Annotated in this window: 12 protein-coding genes; 7 read left to right on the forward strand and 5 right to left on the reverse strand. The window is 62.9% G+C overall.

The genetic code is table 11. From position 1 onward, the window contains the following. Positions 1-15: 15 nt before the first annotated feature. The 3 genes from AC1DYW_RS06225 to aceA all read right to left on the reverse strand — a co-directional run bounded on the left by AC1DYW_RS06225 (position 16) and on the right by aceA (position 2,289). Entirely contained in the window at positions 16-468 is a 453-nt protein-coding gene (locus AC1DYW_RS06225) for an ANTAR domain-containing protein (protein WP_457152492.1), read from the reverse strand. A gap of 230 nt (positions 469-698) precedes the next feature. Next, on the reverse strand, positions 699-941 hold the full coding sequence (locus AC1DYW_RS06230) for an SMc00767 family acetate metabolism repressor (protein WP_095088567.1): 243 nt from the start codon (positions 939-941) through the stop codon (positions 699-701). Positions 942-999: 58 nt separating this feature from the next. Next, on the reverse strand, positions 1,000-2,289 hold the full coding sequence (aceA, locus tag AC1DYW_RS06235) for an isocitrate lyase (RefSeq protein ID WP_477225438.1): 1,290 nt from the start codon (positions 2,287-2,289) through the stop codon (positions 1,000-1,002). Positions 2,290-2,525: 236 nt separating this feature from the next. Here aceA and AC1DYW_RS06240 point away from each other — a divergent pair, with 236 nt between their 5' ends. From AC1DYW_RS06240 to AC1DYW_RS06265, 6 genes are all read left to right on the forward strand, one after another. Beyond that, positions 2,526-3,968 (forward strand): helix-turn-helix domain-containing protein, encoded by a 1,443-nt coding sequence (locus AC1DYW_RS06240; RefSeq protein ID WP_477225439.1) that lies wholly within the window; start codon positions 2,526-2,528, stop codon positions 3,966-3,968. A gap of 150 nt (positions 3,969-4,118) precedes the next feature. Beyond that, positions 4,119-5,072 (forward strand): DMT family transporter, encoded by a 954-nt coding sequence (locus tag AC1DYW_RS06245; RefSeq protein ID WP_477225440.1) that lies wholly within the window; start codon positions 4,119-4,121, stop codon positions 5,070-5,072. Positions 5,073-5,422: 350 nt separating this feature from the next. Then, positions 5,423-6,520: a polyamine ABC transporter substrate-binding protein gene (locus tag AC1DYW_RS06250; RefSeq protein ID WP_095088560.1), complete on the forward strand. Its 1,098-nt coding sequence runs from the start codon at positions 5,423-5,425 to the stop codon at positions 6,518-6,520. Between the two features lie 81 nt (positions 6,521-6,601). Beyond that, positions 6,602-7,741 carry an ABC transporter ATP-binding protein gene (locus tag AC1DYW_RS06255; protein WP_095088558.1) on the forward strand — a complete coding sequence of 380 codons (1,140 nt, stop codon included), beginning with the start codon at positions 6,602-6,604 and terminating at the stop codon, positions 7,739-7,741. Between the two features lie 9 nt (positions 7,742-7,750). Further along, positions 7,751-8,722 (forward strand): ABC transporter permease subunit, encoded by a 972-nt coding sequence (locus AC1DYW_RS06260; RefSeq protein WP_477225441.1) that lies wholly within the window; start codon positions 7,751-7,753, stop codon positions 8,720-8,722. After that, the gene (locus tag AC1DYW_RS06265) at positions 8,719-9,537 is read left to right on the forward strand and encodes an ABC transporter permease (RefSeq protein WP_477225442.1); all 819 of its coding nucleotides are present in this window, start codon (positions 8,719-8,721) and stop codon (positions 9,535-9,537) included. Before AC1DYW_RS06260 ends, AC1DYW_RS06265 begins: the two co-directional genes overlap by 4 nt. Before the next feature lie 68 nt (positions 9,538-9,605). Here the strand turns inward: AC1DYW_RS06265 and AC1DYW_RS06270 are convergent, their stop codons facing one another. Next, complete coding sequence (locus AC1DYW_RS06270) at positions 9,606-11,459, reverse strand: AsmA family protein (RefSeq protein WP_477225443.1); 1,854 nt, start codon at positions 11,457-11,459, stop codon at positions 9,606-9,608. 200 nt (positions 11,460-11,659) lie between these two features. Here AC1DYW_RS06270 and AC1DYW_RS06275 point away from each other — a divergent pair, with 200 nt between their 5' ends. Next, a complete protein-coding gene (locus AC1DYW_RS06275) occupies positions 11,660-13,630 on the forward strand; it encodes an acetoacetate--CoA ligase (RefSeq protein ID WP_477225444.1) in 1,971 nt (656 codons plus the stop codon). 368 nt (positions 13,631-13,998) lie between these two features. Here the strand turns inward: AC1DYW_RS06275 and AC1DYW_RS06280 are convergent, their stop codons facing one another. Further along, positions 13,999-17,946: a PAS domain S-box protein gene (locus tag AC1DYW_RS06280; protein ID WP_477225445.1), complete on the reverse strand. Its 3,948-nt coding sequence runs from the start codon at positions 17,944-17,946 to the stop codon at positions 13,999-14,001. Positions 17,947-18,157: the final 211 nt, after the last annotated feature.

The raw sequence follows: 18,157 nt of genomic DNA on the forward strand, positions 1-18,157 counted from the left end.
CCGGACGGAAATCGCTTAACGGTTGATCAGGCGATCGATCACCGGCTGCAGCCGTTCGGGTGTGATCGGCTTGGCGACCACCACGTCTATGACGCTCGACAGGCCCAGGCTCTCCGGCGTGCCATTCTTGGTTGAAAGGAGGATCACCGCCGGAAGCGATTTGCCGGAGGCTCGCCGCAACGCGTCGATGCTGGCCATCAGATTGTCGCAGTCCTTGTTGTCGGCGCCGCCGTCAAGGACAACCGCACCGGGAATGAGGGACCGCAGGATCTTTACCGCCATGTCGGGAGATTCCGAGATTGGCTTGAGCCCGGATCGCTCGACGATCTTCGAAATCACCACGCGATTGATCGGCGATTTGCAGACGACGAGCACTTGCGATGGATCGCGGATCGTCTCTGTGTTCGAGTCGCGGGCAACAAAATTCAGGTGTCTTGGAGTCTCGCCTTCGCGGTTCACTGGGCACACAAGTCGGCCAAGAAGCTCGCCCCTATTTCAATGCAGAGTTGAATCTGGAGCGCAATTGGCGTGAGATCGCCGCCTATGTCAAGTTGAAATAAAAGTCCCCGAAATCATCCCTGGGAACAGTGAATTTCAAGCAACGCTACTGTACTCAACTGTCCACAGGTGGGCTTCATAAAAAGAAAATTCACCTGCGCAGAGACTGCGCAGGTGAAGGGTCGGTTGCGCGAGTTCGATCAGCTGTGGCTCTGCTGCGTGACGATCACTGGGATCAAGAGATCGCCCCAGTTTCCGTCGCCGCCGTGATGCCGTGCCGAGCGCACGAGCTCCACCGAGACGCCGGCCTCGACTGCCTTCATCACCGACTGGTTGAGGCGGTGCAGATCATTGGCCAGCATGCGGATCGTCGCTTGCTGGTCGACGGTCATCGTTGTGGCCTGTTCTTCGGCGCGTTCCTTGACACGGCTTATCGATGCCATTGGTCTTCTCCTTGTGTTCCATGCCCTGTTGGGCGTTTCCTCTGTGTTGTTCTGTTTGCTATTCGGCGGCCGGCTTGAACTGCGCGTGCTCGGTCGACTCGTGCATGGCGGTGGTCGACGACTGGCCGCCAGTGATCGCCATCGACACGGCGTCGAAATAGCCGGTGCCGACCTCGCGCTGATGCTTGGTCGCGGTGTAGCCATTGGCCTCCGCCGCGAACTCAGCCTCCTGCAACTCGGAATAGGCCGCCATCTGCCGTGCCTTGTAGCCGCGCGCCAGTTCGAACATGCCGTAGTTGAGCTGGTGGAAGCCGGCGAGCGTGATGAACTGGAACTTGTAGCCCATCGCGCCAAGCTCCCTCTGGAATCTGGCGATCGTCGCGTCGTCGAGGTTCTTCTTCCAGTTGAACGATGGCGAGCAATTGTAGGCGAGCAGCTTGTCGGGGTGATGCTTGCGCACGCCTTCGGCGAATTTCTTGGCCTGCGCCAGGTCCGGCTTCGAAGTCTCGCACCAGATCAGGTCCGCGTGAGGCGCATAGGCGACGGCGCGGGCGATGCAGGGTTCGATGCCGTTCCTGACGTTGTAGAAGCCTTCCACGGTGCGCCCGGCGCCGTAGTCGACGAAAGGCTTGTCGCGTTCGTCGATGTCGGACGTCAGCAGCTTGGCGGCTTCCGCATCGGTGCGCGCGACGACCAGGGTCGGCGTGCCCATCACGTCCGCCGCAAGGCGCGCGGCGTTGAGGTTGCGAATGTGCGCCGCGGTCGGGATCAGCACCTTGCCACCGAGATGGCCGCACTTCTTTTCCGACGCCAGTTGATCCTCGTAGTGGACGCCAGCCGCGCCTGCCTCGATGAAGGCCTTCATGATCTCGAAGGCGTTGAGCGGCCCGCCGAAACCGGCTTCCGCATCTGCCACGATCGGCGCGAACCAGGTCTCGACCGAAAGCCCGTTGCCTTCCGAGGTCTCGATCTGGTCGGCGCGCTGCAGCGTGCGGTTGATGCGCTTGACCAGTTCGGGCGCCGCGTTTGCCGGATAAAGCGACTGGTCCGGATACATCGCGCCAGCCGTGTTGGCGTCGGCGGCAACCTGCCAGCCCGACAGGTAGATCGCCTTCAGCCCGGCGCGCACCTGTTGCATCGCCTGGTTGCCGGACATGGCGCCGAGTGCGTTGACGAAGTCCTCCTCGTGGATGAGCTTCCACAGCCGGTTGGCGCCCATTTCCGCGACGCTCTGGCGGATCTGAACCGAACCGCGCAGCCGCTTCACATCCTCCGGCGAATAGGGCCGTTCGATGCCGTCGAAACGACCTTCCGGCGCCGAGGGGACAAGGTTGTAAAAGTCAGTCATTGGTCACTCCGAAGGATTGCTACACCCGTGTCCGGCGCCAATGATCTGCGCACCGGGATATGACTGAATTTACATTGCGGTGCGAAATGGGCCAGAGAAATCAAGGAAATCAGCTTGAAATAGGGGAAAACCTGTGTTGTGTTTGACAGGAAGCCGTTGTAAATTTGTCATGATTGTAAAAGAGGCGGGCGTGGGGTCGCCGCGAAAGTGGTGTAAATTCTTGTCAAGGACAGGTGATGGCTGACCAGAAGATCTTTGCCGGGCCGCGCATTCGGCGCATCCGCAACGCCAAGGGCCTGACGCAGACGGCGATGGCCGAGGGGCTCGGTATCTCGCCGTCCTATCTCAACCTGATCGAGCGCAACCAGCGGCCGCTGACGGTGCAATTGATCCTCAAGCTGGCGTCCGTCTACAAGGTCGATCCGCACGAACTGCAGGGCGAGGCAAGGGGGTCCGTCGCTGCCTTGAAGGAAGTGTTCACCGATCCTCTGCTGGTCGGCGAGTTGCCGGGAGATCAGGAGTTGATCGAGCTTGCCGAGGCGGCGCCCAACGCGTCGGCGGCGGTGATAAAACTGTTCCGCGCCTATCGCGAGCAGGCCGAGCGCCTGTCCGACCTCAACGAGCTCCTGGCGCGCGAAGGTCGGGCGACCGCACTTTCCGGCGCTCGCTTGCCGATAGACGAGGTGCACGAGATTTTCGAGCGCCGGCCCAACCATTTCGCGGCACTCGAGGAAGAGGCCGCGGCGTTCACCTCGGTGCTTGATCCCGGCGACGATCTGTTCGGCGCGTTGAAGGCCTGGCTGAAGCGCGAATACGGCATCGTGGTCAAGGTGCTGCCGGTCGCCACCATGCCGAACTGGCGCCGCCGTTATGATCGCCACTCGCAGCGCCTGTTCCTGTCCGAACGGCTGTCGCCGTTCGATCAGCTGCGCGAAGTGGCGATGGAAGCCTGCCTGATCCGCATGACGGTCGCGGTCGCCGGCGAGATCCAGGCGCTCAAATTGACCACCGACGAGGCCCGCCGTCTCGCCCGTTTCGAACTCGGCCGCTATGCGGCGCATGCGCTGATGATGCCCTACCAGGCCTTTTATGCGGCTGCCGTTCGCGCCCGCTATGATATCGACGTTCTGCGTTCGCGCTTCGGCGTCTCCTTCGAACAGGCGGCGAACCGGCTGACCATGCTGCAGCGGCAGGGCGTCCAGGGCGTGCCGTTCTTCATGCTGGAGGTCGACAATGCCGGCAACCGCTTCCGCAAGGCCGGCAGCCAGGGCTTTCCGCAAAGCCGCTTCGGTGGCGGCTGTCCCAAGCTGCCCGTGCATGTCGCTTTCACCCAGCCCGGCCAGATCTTCGTCGAGGCGGTGGAAATGCCCGACGGCGCCGAGTTCCTGTGCATTGCCCGCACGCTGGAAGGTCCGCAAGGCGCCTTCTCCGAGCGTCCGCGCCGCACGGCGTTGCTGCTTGGCTGCGACATCGGCTTTCGCGACGACATCGTCTATGGCGCGGCACTTCCCGGCGCGGCTGCCACCGCGAAGGCGGGCAGCGTCACGGCGACGCCGGTCGGGCCCGCCTGCCGGCTTTGCGAACGCGTCGGCTGTCTGGCGCGTGCCGAGCCGCCGGTGACGCGTCCGCTTGGCCTCGACGAGATGGTGACGGGCCTGAGTGCCTTCGACTTCCAGTGACGCTGGCCCCCAGTGACGCCGGGCCGGGTGCCACAATTGTCGTCGATCTCTGGCTCACCCCCGGCCTTCGCCTTTGCGTTACGCGAACGGAGTATCTTTTTGTCGTCCCTTGCGCATCGTCCCGTCCACAAAAGCCCGACAGTCGCGCCCATGACCGACACAGCACCATCACCGAGCGTTGTTTTGTCGACCGTCTCGCCGCGCGAGGAACGCGTCGGCATGCTTTTGGTGTTCCTGTCGGCGCTGATGTGGAGTTTCGGTGGCACCATCGCCCGCTTCATCGCCGTCGGCGACAGCTGGACGGTTATTTTCTGGCGCTCCGTCTGGGCAGCGGCCTTCCTGATCTGCTTCATGGTCTGGCGTGACGGCTGGCGCGGCACGCTGAAATTGTTCCGCGACATGGGTCTGCCCGGCCTGGCCGTCGGGCTCTGCTTCGCCACGGCATCGACCGCCTTCGTCGTCGCACTTGCCTACACAACCGTCGCCAACATCCTGCTGATGCAGGCCGGCGTGCCGCTTCTGGCGGCGCTGTTTGCCTGGGCGTTGTTTCGCGAGAGGGTGAGTGTCGCGACCTGGCTGGCGATCGCGGCCGTCATTACCGGTGTCGCCATCATGGTGTCGGAATCGCTCAATGGCGCCGTCTCGCCGATAGGCGACGGGCTGGCGCTCTTGATTGCTGTCATGTTCTCGATCGCCACCGTCATCACCCGGCGGTTTTCCAGCGTTCGCATGACGCCGGCGACCTGTCTCGGCACCATGCTTGCGGCGGGCTTTGCCGCCTCGCAGGCATCGACATTCGCCGTGTCGGCCAGTGACATGGGCTTTCTGTTTGCCTTCGGCGTAGTCAATCTCGGTCTTGGCCTGGCCTTCTTTGCCACCGGGGCGCGGCTGATCCCGGCGGCCGTCGCCGCATTGCTCGGCACGTTCGAGCCGATCCTCGGCCCGATATGGGTCTGGCTCGTCCATTCCGAAGTGCCATCGGAGCGCACCATCATCGGCGGCGGGGTGGTGGTGACGGCGTTGCTCGTCCATATCGGGCTCGAATTCAAGCGCCAGGCACGACCCGAGCGTGCAGGGGTCACAGGGGTGCCATCGCCTAATTGATGCGGCGTGCAAGCTTTGCCATTGACAAATTCGCTGCCGCACGGGCAGGCTGAGACCACGCAACAACAAGACAGGCGTATCTTGCCAAGTCTCCCTGCCGGTCAGATCGAGACCGGACCACATCGTCGTATCTCTGCCCCCGCCACGGCGAAAGCCTTTGACGGTATCCGCACGCCTCCCAGGCAGCGACAGGGACACAAACCCACCACCCGCCGCTCATCGAACCGCCCGCATGCTGTCGGCAGTTGGCGCTTGTTGCTTCCTGGAAAGCTCAATAGTCTGAAACAAATGCCCGGCCGCGCGGGGTCCGCGACGAGCCGGCGAAGGAACACTCATCAAAGGAGAATAGCATGATCCGCAAAGCGCTCTGGCTTTCGGCGACCTCGGTATTTCTGACGCTTTTCACCGTCGGCGGCCATGCCGAAGATCGCGTCGTCAACGTCTTCAACTGGTCGGATTATATCGACAGTTCGATCATCGATGATTTCACCAAGAAAACCGGCATCAAGGTCGTCTATGACACCTTCGATTCCAACGAAATCCTGGAAACCAAGCTGCTTGCCGGCGGCAGCGGCTATGACGTGGTCGTGCCCAGCGGCAACTTCCTCGCGCGCCAGATCCAGGCCGGCGTGTTCCAGAAACTCGACAAGTCGAAACTGCCGAACATTTCCAACATGTGGGACACGGTTTCGGAACGAACCGCCAAATACGACCCCGGCAATGAATACTCGGTCAACTACATGTGGGGCACGGTTGGTCTCGGCTACAATATCAAGAAAGTGCAGGCGGCACTCGGCACCGACAAGATCGACAGCTGGGATGTGTTCTTTAATCCGGACAGTCTGGCCAAGTTGAAGGACTGCGGCGTCTATGTGCTGGATTCACCGGCCGACATCATCCCGGCGGCGCTGAAATATCTCGGTCTCGACCCCAACAGCACCTCGCCTGACGATATCGCCAAGGCCGAGGAGGCCCTGCTCAAGGTCCGGCCTTACATCAGAAAGTTCCACTCCTCGGAGTACATCAACGCACTCGCCAACGGCGATATCTGCCTGGCCGTCGGCTGGTCGGGTGACGTGTTCCAGGCTCGCAACCGCGCGGTCGAGGCCAAGCAGGGCGTGGAAATCGGCTATTCCGTGCCGAAGGAAGGCGCTCAGATGTGGTTCGATCAGATGGCGATCCCTGCCGATGCGCCGCATGTCGCCGAGGCGCTCGAATTCATCAACTACATGATGACGCCGGAAGTGATCGCCAAATCGTCGAACTATGTGCTCTACGCCAACGGCAACAAGGCGTCGCAGCAGTTCGTCGACAAGGCGCTTCTCGACGACCCGTCAGTCTATCCCGACGCGGCGACCTTGCAGAAGCTCTATACGGTCCAGCCTTACGATCCCAAGACCCAGCGTCTGATCACACGCAGCTGGACCAAGATCGTCACCGGCCAATAGCAATCCGAGACGGTCCCGGCAGCCACCTGCCGGGACCGATTCTTTCTGGGGCAAGAAGCAAGACACAGGACGGAGTGGGACATGAAATCGCTTGGCAGCATCCGCAGGGATTTTGCGCCGTGGAACGACCCGAACGCCAAGCCATACATCCAGTTCGACAATGTCACCAAGAAGTTCGGTGACTTCACCGCCGTCAACAATCTGTCGCTGACCATCTTCGAGCGCGAGTTCTTCGCCCTGCTCGGCGCGTCGGGCTGCGGAAAGTCGACGCTGCTCAGGATGCTCGCCGGATTCGAGGAGCCGACGGCTGGCCGCATCCTGCTCGATGGCCAGGATCTGCGCGGCATTCCGCCCTATCGCCGGCCGGTCAACATGATGTTCCAGTCCTATGCGCTGTTCCCGCATATGACGGTCGAGAACAACATCGCCTTCGGCCTCAAGCAGGACGGCATGCCGAAGCCCGAGATCGCGTCACGCGTGGCCGAGATGCTGAAGCTGGTCAAGCTCGAACAGTTCGCAAAGCGCAAGCCGCATCAATTGTCCGGTGGCCAGCGCCAGCGCGTCGCGCTCGCCCGCTCGGTTGCCAAGCGGCCGAAGGTGCTGTTGCTCGACGAGCCGCTCGGCGCGCTGGACAAGAAGCTGCGCGAGGAAACGCAGTTCGAACTGATGGACCTGCAGCAGAATCTCGGCCTGACCTTCGTCGTCGTCACCCACGACCAGGAAGAAGCGATGACCATGGCCGATCGCATCGCCATCATCGACAAGGGCGAGGTGATGCAGGTGGCGACGCCTGCCGAAGTCTATGAAGCCCCGACATCGCGCTTTGTCGCCCATTTCGTCGGCAACGTGAACATGTTCGAGGGCAAGGTCGCCGAGCAGACCGCAAACACGACACGCATCGCGGGTTCGAGCGGGGCCCAGATCGTCGTCGACAACGCCGCCAAGACGGCTGCAGGCGCCGATATCGTGTTCGCCATCAGGCCGGAAAAGATCAAGATTTCGTCCAAGAAGCCGGCCGATGCGGTGAATGCACTTGAAGGCGAAGTCTACGACATCGCCTATCTCGGCGACATGACCGTTTTTCACGTCAGGCTGGATGACGGGCAGATGGTGCGCGCCAGCACCATGAATGCGGCCCGCATCACCGAGGATCCGCTGAGCTGGAACGACCGCGCCTGGGTTTCCTTCCGGCCCGACGCCGGCGTCGTGCTGACGCGGTAGGGGGCGGTCATGTCGAACGCCGCCGCAACCGCCTCATCAGCCCCGGCAACCAATGCCGACAAGTCCATCCTGGCCAGGCTGGGAGCGGCTTTCGTCGGCCGCCTGGTCATCATCGTCCCCTATGTCTGGCTTCTTTTCTTCTTCCTCGTTCCCTTCATCATCGTCTTCAAGATTTCGCTGTCGCAGACGGCGATCGCCATGCCACCCTACACGCCGGTGCTCGACTTCAAGGACGGTATCTCCGGGTTCTTCGCCGGCTTTGGCGCGCTCAGCTTCGACAACTACGCCTGGCTGACGCAGGATGCCCTCTACTTCAACGCTTATGTGACAAGCGTCATCATCGCCGCGATCTCGACGGTCCTGACGTTGATCGTCGGCTACCCGATCGCCTATGGCATGGCACGCGCGCCGGCAACGATCCGCCCGACATTGCTGATGCTGGTGATCCTGCCGTTCTGGACCTCGTTCCTGATCCGCGTCTATGCCTGGATCGGCATCCTCAAGCCGGAGGGGCTGCTCAACCAGCTGCTGCTGGCCACAGGCATCATCAGCCAGCCCTTGATCATCCTCAACACCTATACGGCGATCTTCATCGGTATCGTCTATTCCTACCTGCCGTTCATGGTACTGCCGCTCTATTCGTCGCTCGAAAAGATGGATTATTCGCTGATCGAGGCCGCAAAGGATCTTGGTTGCCCGCCGACCAGCGCGTTCTGGAAGATCACCTTCCCGCTGTCGCTGCCCGGTGTCATCGCCGGCTGTCTGCTGGTGTTCATCCCCGCCGTTGGCGAGTTTGTCATTCCCGATTTGCTCGGTGGATCGCAGACGCTGATGATCGGCAAGACGCTGTGGAACGAGTTCTTCGCCAATCGTGACTGGCCGGTCTCGTCGGCCGTGGCCGTCATCCTTCTGCTGCTCTTGACCGTGCCGATCATGTTCTTCCAGCAGGCCCAGGCGCGCGCCCAGGAGCAGGACAAATGAACACCACCTGGAGCCGATTCAACGTCACCTCGATCGTGCTGGGCTTTGCCTTCCTGTACCTGCCGATCGTCCTGCTCATCGTCTTCTCCTTCAACGAGTCGAAACTGGTTACCGTCTGGGGCGGTTTCTCGACCAAATGGTACGTTTCCCTGTTCCACAACCAGGGCCTGATGGACGCCACCTGGGTCACGGCCCGCGTCGGCGTCATTTCGGCCACGGTGGCGACCGTGCTCGGCACGCTGGCGGCGCTCACCTTGACCCGCTACACGCGGTTCAGGGGCAGGTTGCTGTTTTCAGGCATGGTCTTTGCGCCGCTGGTCATGCCGGAAGTCATCACCGGCCTGTCGCTGTTGCTTCTGTTTGTCGCCGTCGGTCTCGACCGCGGTTTCCTGACCGTCACGCTCGCCCACATCACGCTCACCATGTGCTTCGTCGCCGTCGTCGTGCAGTCGCGCCTAGTCAGCTTCGACCGCTCGCTGGAAGAAGCTGCGATGGATCTTGGCGCAACGCCGGTGAAGACCTTCTTCCAGATCACGCTCCCGGTCATCATGCCGGCGATCGTGTCCGGCTGGATGCTGGCCGTTACGCTTTCGCTAGACGATCTGGTCATCGCCAGCTTCACCTCCGGGCCTGGAGCAACAACGCTGCCAATGAAGATCTACAGCCAGGTGCGTCTCGGCGTGACGCCGGAGATCAACGCCGCTTGCACGATCCTGATCGCCGTTGTCGCGGTCGGCGTCATCATCGCCTCGGTCGCCAACAAGCGGCGTGAGGTGCAGCGCCAACTCGACGAGCGGGCCGCACAACGCGGCTGAGGCAATTCCGGGAAAAGCGCGCAGCGTTTTTCATAGGGAATTGCTTCAGGATAAACCGGCCGTAAGGTCTATTCGCCAGAAACGCCGCGGCTGATCGGGGAAATGAACGGCGTGCTCCACGTTCCTCCGACGAAGAAGGATGACTGGATCGGGCCTTGCTGGCCGTTGGCCTGCGTTGCCGCCTGGTCCGGCTGAATGATACCGCCGGACAAGGCCAGTCCTCGTCCGGTGTAGGACGCGATCCCGGACAGCCAGAGCTTGTACTTCGCCGAATTGGCTTCGGCCTTGTCGATCCGCGCCACGCCCTTCGTGATGCTGGCCTTGATCTCGGCACCGTCGATCGGCAATGTTCCGTCGGAGACGTCGTCGAGCGCGAAGAAGCCGCCTTGTTCGGTATGCTTGAGGAAGGCGGGCAGGTTGAGCTTGCTCAACACACCCGGTCCGAACGTCGCGGAGACCGAGCCGTCGGCATTGTCGAAGATGGAGTCCCAGGTTCTGCCTGGTCCCTTGAGGATCACCGAGACCGTTCCGGTGGCGACCGGCACCAGCCGGGTCATCCCAGCCGCCGTGCCGAAGGCGCCGCCATCGATGTCGGACGCCAGCAGCTTAATCTCGACCTGCGAGCCTTCCGGTTTGCGGTCGAAGCGAAGGCTGCTCTGGATGTTGCCGCCAAAGGCCGAGGCATCGGAGATATCGAAGACGGAAAGACCATCCTTGACCTGGGCGGTGGCGGCGACGTCGGCGAGTTGGATAGGCCCCGCCGTAGCGTGCGCTGCCGACAGCCTGAGATCGAGGTTGACCTTGTCGGCGAAACTTGTGTCGATGTCGCCGGGTTCCGCCCCTCCGGTCGGCGCCAGCGGCGTGAAGGCCGAGAGAAACGATCTGAGGTCGAGCGTGTCGAAGGCGAGCGTCCCGGAGATCACCGGTTGCGCCTCGCCCAACGAGAGATCCAGCGCGCCCATTCCCGGATTGTTGTCCAGCGCGATCGCGGTGTTGTCGAATTTGACTCGCCCTGCCGTCGCCGTGATCTTGCTCGAAATGCTGACCGAACCGATCGCAGCACTCGGCGCAATGCCGGCCTGCGACCACTCCAGGACACGCCGCAGCGAAGGTGCCGAGAATTTCGCCTGGCCGTCGAAGTAAGCGTTTTCGGACATGCTGGCCGTGCCGTCGAACGAGAAGGTCGCGGGCGCCGCCTTGAAGGACAGCGTCAGCGGTGCTGTACCGCCGGCAAACAGTACAAGCGGCTTCGGCGAGGCTACGTCCAGCGCGACGCTTTCGCCGCGCCAGATCCCGGTTGCCGACAGCGTCGCATTGCTGTTCATCGCCGCCCAATTCGCCTGGCCGGACAGGCTGCTCAGGATCTCGACATCCTTGCCGGCGATGGACGCCACCATGCGGCCGTCGCGGAACTCCACCGTGCCGAACGTGTCGGCCGGCAGCTTGTCGAGGTCGGGCTTGGCGGGGTCGGCATTGACCACGCCGCGCGCCGTGTCGATGGAACGCGTGATGCGCCCGCCGGTCGGGACGGCGGGCAGGAAAAAGCCGGCCGGTGTTCGCTCAACCCGGATCGTCGGCCGCACCAGCCGCGCCGTCGAAAACTCCACGTCGCCGCGCAAGGCGGCCATGGCGGAAAGGTCAACCTCGACTCGCTCGGCCTCGACCACCGGCGGCGCCTCGGTGTCGGTCCATTGCGAAAGCGTCACATCGGTCAGGATCGCGCGGAATTTCGGCCAGACCTCGATGCGCGGCGAGCCGTCGATGGCGACCCGGAAGCCGCTCCACGCACTCATCTCCCAGGCAATGCGGTCACGCACGATTCGGGTGGAGGCGATCAGCGGCAGGGCGGCAACGACCAGCGCGATGACGAGCACGGCAGCGCCGATCGCCCATATTCCGCGCCGGATCAAAGTTGATGGCATATCGCCCCGTATGTTTCCATTCCGACAAAAATCGCCTGACGGGTGTAACCCCAGTCGTCACTACGACTTAGGGCTGAGGCATTTCAAGTCTTTATGGCCCGGCGATGGCATTTGCGCACATCTGGTCTCACTGACCGAACAAAATCTTGCTCTGCTGCGCTGCGATATGCATAAGCGGTGGCGACCGTGGAGGAACGATCATGGCTGCCGAAGTACCGCTCTGGACCCCGACGCAAGACCAGATTGATGCAGCACCCTTGACCGCTTTCACAAAGGCTGCGGCAGTGAAAGCCGGCGTAGAGGTTTCTTCGTATTCGGAGCTCCACCGCTGGTCGGTCGAGGACCGCGAAGGGTTCTGGAACCTGGTCTGGGACTTCGGCGGTATCGTCGGCGACAAGGGGACCAATGGGGGCGAGCGCGTGCTCGTCGACGGCGACAGGATGCCTGGTGCCTCGTTCTTCCCCGACGCGACGCTGAATTTCGCCGAGAATCTGCTCAAGAAGACCGGCGCTGGTGAGGCAATCGTGTTTCGCGGCGAAGATAAGGTCGAGCGCCGACTGTCGTGGAACGAGTTGCAGGCGCTGACGTCACGGCTGCAGCAGCTTTTCCTGTCGCTCAAGGTGAAGAAGGGCGATCGCATCGCAGCGATGATGCCCAACATGCCGGAGACCGTCGCCGCCATGCTGGCTGCCGCCTCGATCGGCGCCGTCTGGTCGTCCTGCTCTCCCGATTTCGGCGAGCAGGGCGTGCTCGACCGCTTTGGCCAGATCGAGCCGGTGGTCTTCATCGCGCCCGATGGCTACTGGTACAATGGCAAGGCGATCGAGGTCGCCGACAAGATCGCCGCGGTCGCGGCCAAGCTTGGCACGGTGCGCAAGGTTCTGGTCGTCGACTATCTCGGCACCTCGAGCGATGTCGCTGATGTCATCGATAAGGCCGTGGCGCTGGAAGAGGCGCTTTCGCCCTTCGCCGTCAAGCCCGTCACCTTCGAGCGGCTGCCGTTCGCGCATCCGCTCTACATCCTGTTCTCGTCGGGAACGACCGGCATTCCCAAATGCATCGTCCATTCGGCCGGCGGCACGCTGATCCAGCATGTCAAGGAACATCGGCTGCATGCCGGTCTCACCGACGGCGACCGCTTCTTCTACTTCACTACCTGCGGGTGGATGATGTGGAACTGGCTGGTTTCGGGGCTCGCCTCGGGCGCGACGCTGCTGCTCTATGACGGCTCGCCCTTCTACCCCAACGGCAATGTGCTGTTCGACTTCGCCGATGCCGAGAAGATGACCTTTTTCGGCACCTCGGCCAAGTTCATCGATTCCGTGCGCAAGGCCGGTCTCAAGCCGATCCGCACGCATGATCTTTCGAGCGTGCGGGCGATTTCTTCCACCGGGTCGCCGCTGTCACCGGAGGATTTCCGCTTCGTCTATGACGGCATCAGCAAGGACGTGCATCTGGCGTCGGTCTCCGGCGGCACCGACATCGTCTCCTGCTTCGTGCTCGGCGTGCCGACACAGCCGGTGTGGACCGGCGAGATCCAGGGACCTGGCCTTGGCCTTGCCGTCGATGTCTGGGACGACGACGGCAAGCCGATCCGCCAGGAGAAGGGCGAGCTGGTCTGCACCAGGGCGTTTCCATCGATGCCGATCGGCTTCTGGAACGATCCCGAGGGCAAGAAATATCAGGCCGCCTATTTCGAGCGTTTCGACAATGTCTGGTGCCATGGCGATTTCGCCGAATGGACCGTGCATGGCGGCATGATCATCCATGGCCGCTCCGACGCCACGCTCAACCCGGGCGGCGTGCGTATCGGCACGGCGGAGATCTACAACCAGGTCGAACAGATGCCGGAGATTCTGGAAGCTCTGTGCATCGGCCAGGATTTCGACAACGACGTGCGCGTCGTGCTGTTCGTGCGGCTCGCGGCCGGCGTCGAACTGGATGACGATCTGGAAAAACGCATCCGCTCCAAGATCCGCAGCGGGGCGAGCCCGCGTCACGTGCCAGCCAAGATCGTCGCTGTCACCGACATCCCACGCACCAAGTCAGGCAAGATCACTGAGCTCGCCGTGCGCGACGTGGTGCATGGCCGCGCCATCAAGAACAAGGAGGCGCTCGCCAACCCCGAGGCGCTGGAGCTGTTCAGGAACCTGCCGCAGCTGGCCGAGTGACCGGGCAGGCATGGTTAACCAAATATGTCGCGAGAATTTACCTAGATTTCATGAGTGGTACACATTCGTAAACTTTCGGCGGCGCCGGTAAGGAGTTGTTAAGGCCCGGCGTCGATAGTCGCACGTAACTTGAGGGAGAAATCCCGTTCCTCTGCCCCCGGAGGATCTGAATTCGCTCAAGCCCCGTTGTGACAGCAATCCCATCTCTTAAGGCGTCCTCTTGGGCGCCTTTTCTTTTGCTGCTCCATGCCGCCCAAAAGTGCTCCCGGTTTGGGAGAACGACATGCACAAGGATAAAGACCAAAAGCGCATCGCCTGAATCTGATCGGACGCGCTGCGCTGTAGGTCGGTCTGTTTTCCGGAATTGCTTATTCGGCGAGCACGCGGGTCGACGGAAACGCGACCTCGACCAGGGTGCCTTCACCCGGTGTCGAGTTGATGGTGAACCGGGCGCGGTTGGCTTCGACCATCGCCTTGGTCAGCGGGAGTCCAAGCCCCGTGCCGTCGCCACGTCCGCGCTTCAACGCGTTGATCTGCTTGAACGGCTTCAGTGCCTGCTCGATCTCGGCGTGGCTCATGCCGATGCCGGTGTCGCGCACCCGCATGACGACGTCGCCTGACGTCTCATAGGCGGTGGAGACGATCACCTGGCCGCCGGCCTGGGTGTAGCGAATGGCATTCGACAGGATGTTGAGCGCGATCTGGCGCACGCTGCGCAGGTCGGCCACCACTTCCGGCAGCCGAGACGCGAAGCTGGAGCGGATAATGACGCGCTCGCGGTTGGCCTGCGGCTGCATCATCGCCACCGTCTCGGCCAGCGTGTCGTTCAGCGACACCGCCTCGTAGGCCATCTCCTGCTGGCCGGCCTCGATCTTCGAGATGTCGAGCAGGTCGTTGACGAGGTCGAGCACATGGTTGCCGGAGCGATTGATGTCGCGCAGATAGTCGCGGTAGCGGTCATTGGCGACCGGTCCGAACTTCTCGTCGACCATCAGTTCGGAAAAGCCGATGATGGCGTTGAGCGGCGTGCGGATCTCGTGGCTGATGCGGGCGAGGAAATCGGTCTTTTGCGAGGACGCACGCTCGGCCACCGCGCGTGCCTGGGTCAGGTCCTCTTCGGCCCGTTTCCACTGCGTGATGTCACGCACGACGGCACAGAAGCCGCTGTCGTTGGGCAGCCGGCCGATGGTCATGAACAGCGGGATGAAGCGGCCCTGCGCCTCGCGCCCGATCACCTCGCGGCCGTCATTCATGACGCTCGCCACGCCGGGCTCGGACAGTCCGTTGAGATAATCGCGCGCCGCACGCTGGCTTTCTATCGCAAACAGCGAGGCGAACGGTTTGCCGGTCACTTCGTCGCTGTCGAAACCGAACAGCGCTTCGGCCGGCCGGCTGATCGAGCGGATGGTGCCGTCACGGCCGATCAGCACGACCCCGTCGGTGGCGGTGTCGATGATGGTGCGCATCTCGGCGATGCGTGCCTTGAGCTCGGGAATGTCGGGCTGCGTCTGCTCGTCGCCAACCACATGCAGGGCCGCCGGCGCGTCATCTTCGCCGGTGCGGCGCACGACCAGCATCAATGCCTTGCCGTCACGCCAGGGGACGGAGCGCAGGATAGCCTCGATCGGGAATTCCTGCCGATCGCGCGTCTTCAGTCGCAAGGCGCGATCGGTGCCGTCGGAGGTCCCATCGTGGGCGTAGGGGTCGGCAAACAGCGCGCCGAGGCCGCCGGCATCCGCCAGGTCTTCGAGCGCCTCATAGCCGGTCAGGTTGAGGAATTCCTCGTTCGCATAGTGCAACTGGTCGCCGGAATGGATGAGCAGCGGCACCGGCAGTTTGCTGAGAAGCGAGGTATCAGGAGCCTTGTGCTCATCTCCGGCGGAAAAGGCCGACGGCACGAACCCTTCGACCTTGAGCGGCGGCACATTAAGGCGTGGGCGCGCGATGCGTGCTGCGGCGCCGGTTGCGCCGGCTGTTTCCGCGACGGACGCGGACGCCTTTTCGTTAGAGGCAGCGGCTTCCTCGTTGGGCTGTACCCAATCTTCACTATCCTCGGCATCGCGAAAATCCGCCGATGTCATGCTGTCGTCATCAACAGCGTCATGTGTCGCATCGGCTACAACCGGCCCTTTGCCGGTGGCGACGGGCTCGGTGATCTCTGGTTGCGCCGCCACCGGTTCGGAAACCGGGGCCCCGTCGCTGTTGTCCGCAACAGGACCGCGTTCATCATCACGGTCGGCATAGTCGAGCAACGAACCCGGCAGGGTGTCGGAGGGTGCCTCATGACCCGCTTCGTCCGGGTGACCGCCGTCAAGCCGTGCCAGATCCGCTTCGTCCTCGGCATCGACATCCGTCTCGGCCCGCATCGTCTCCGGCTCCGCCGCCGGGATTTCGCTGGCCAGCGTCGGCCCTTCGTGCGAGGCCACATCCGCTGTTGACGGAATCTCGCCGACTGCCGCAGCCTCGGCATGTGTCTCGGCGGTCCGTTCCCTGGGATTGTCCAGGCTGGGCTTCTCGGCCTCCGGCGGCTCGACCGGGGAACTGTCCTTCTTCAGCCTTTCGCCGATCTCACGGAACGCGCTTCGCTCCAGCGTCGACAGGCCCTTATCGTTGGCTGGCTGGCGATGTTCGGCCAGCCGGATCACCTTGTCGGCAAAGCGTCGCTCCGGTTTCGGCACGATGGTCAGCGCCGGCACCTCGCCCTGGAACGGGTCCGATGCCTTCGGCTCCTCGACCTTCGGCTCCTGGGCTTTCGGCGCTTCAGCCTTGGGCTGTTCAGGCACGGGTTCCACGGCTTGCGGCTCCGGCGTCTCCGGGGCCTTGCCGTTGGGCACCAGCGCCATGCCGATGGCTTCCGGATCGACGACCGCGTCACTGGCCCGGGCAACACCGAAGCCACGGAAGCCTTCAAAAGCACGGCTGCGGCCATAGACAGGCAGCGCCGCGAGGTCGACAGGGAGCTTCAGGTCGGATCCGGCGACCGGCCACAGCACGGAGCGGCCGGACCAGGTATCGCGGCGTTCCAGCAAGCCGGCGATCTCGCCGGAGGGATCGAGGCCGAAAGTGGCCGCCACATCCCTGAAGCGCCGCCCGATCACATCGGCGGCCGGCTTGCCGACAATGTCGGCGAATTCCGGAGACAGCGTGCTGAACTTGCCTTCGGCATCGGTGCGCCAGACAAAGCGTAGTGGCGCCGCCGTGCGGTCGATAGACCGCGCGACCGGGCGTTCGACAGGGGCGGCGGCCTTGGTGTCGCGCTGCGTCGGGATTTCCGCCGCACCCTTCGCGACGGCGGCAGGGGGCTCAACCGGCTCGGCGGCAGCGGCCCGGTCTGCCTGTTGCGTGTCGTCTTCACCGGCATTGAAGTACCAATGATCGTGCTGCGCCGGCGTCGCGTCGGCAGTTCCCGGGTCGTTATCGGCCGCCTCCACAGGCTGCCCCGATGGATACGCATTCTCAGGCGCTGCCGGCATCGGGATAATCTCGGCGGCTTCCAGAACGCTCGGTTCGTCCACGGCGGGGTGTTCGATGTCGATTGCCGGTCTGTTGTTCTGGTCCGGTTCCGGCCGGGCAATCGTGCTTTCCGCAGCCGTGGTTTCAACCTGGGCTGGCGCTTGCGCGTCCGCGACACTGTCGTCGGCAGCGGACGTGTCGTCGAGTTGGTCCTCGTCGATCACCACCAGCAGATGCCGTTCCTCAGTCAATCTTGCCAGCCCTGCCGGATAGGAGGTCGCGCCACCAGGCACGAGGCGCTTGACGATACGGTCGCTCTCATCCGCGACGTCGGCAACCAGCGCCGCCAGAGTCTCCGGCAAGATGCCGAGTGCCGCAAATCCTTCCGAGGCGGCCTCGACGTTTCCCCTGGCATCGACAAAGGCGATGAAATGGCCGTCTTCGGTAAGGCCGCCGATGGCGCGAGCAGCGATTTCGCCGGCGCTACGCGAGCCCGTCTGCGCCGCCGGCACGGTCAGCATGATCGCCTTTTCGGCGTCCGGCATGGTCACGGCACTGGCCAGGAAGCCGACGGCACGGCTGGTCATGCCGGTTGCCAGCCGGACCGTGATGGCGCGGTCGCCGCTGATCTCGGGAAATCCGCTGGTCGCCATGATCTGGCGTCTGGCGACCAACGGCAACTGCGCGGAGGCGCCGATGATCGCTTCGATGTCGGGGTAGCCGAACACCGCGGCTCCTGGCCCATTGGCCCAGATCACCTGCTCCAGATCCGTCGAAAGAATCGCGATCGCGTCGCCGGCGGCAAAGCGCTGGCGGACTGCTTCGAGCACGGCGACGTCGAGGAAGGAATATTCGGACGGCATGCGCTTGGCGAACCCTCACGGAGCGGCAAATTGCGGTTAACGCTTTGTTAATAAAAGCCGGCGGCGCGAAGGTCCACAAGCCAGAACGTGCAAAGGCTGGAATCTGGCCTCTTGGTTAACGGCCCGAAGAAATTTATGGTGCACTGCAACAAAGATATTGCAATGCACAAAATTTGCCTTTATATTGCCATCATACATGAACGAGACGGCT

The sequence above is a fragment of the Mesorhizobium sp. P2_D5 genome (assembly GCF_056404355.1).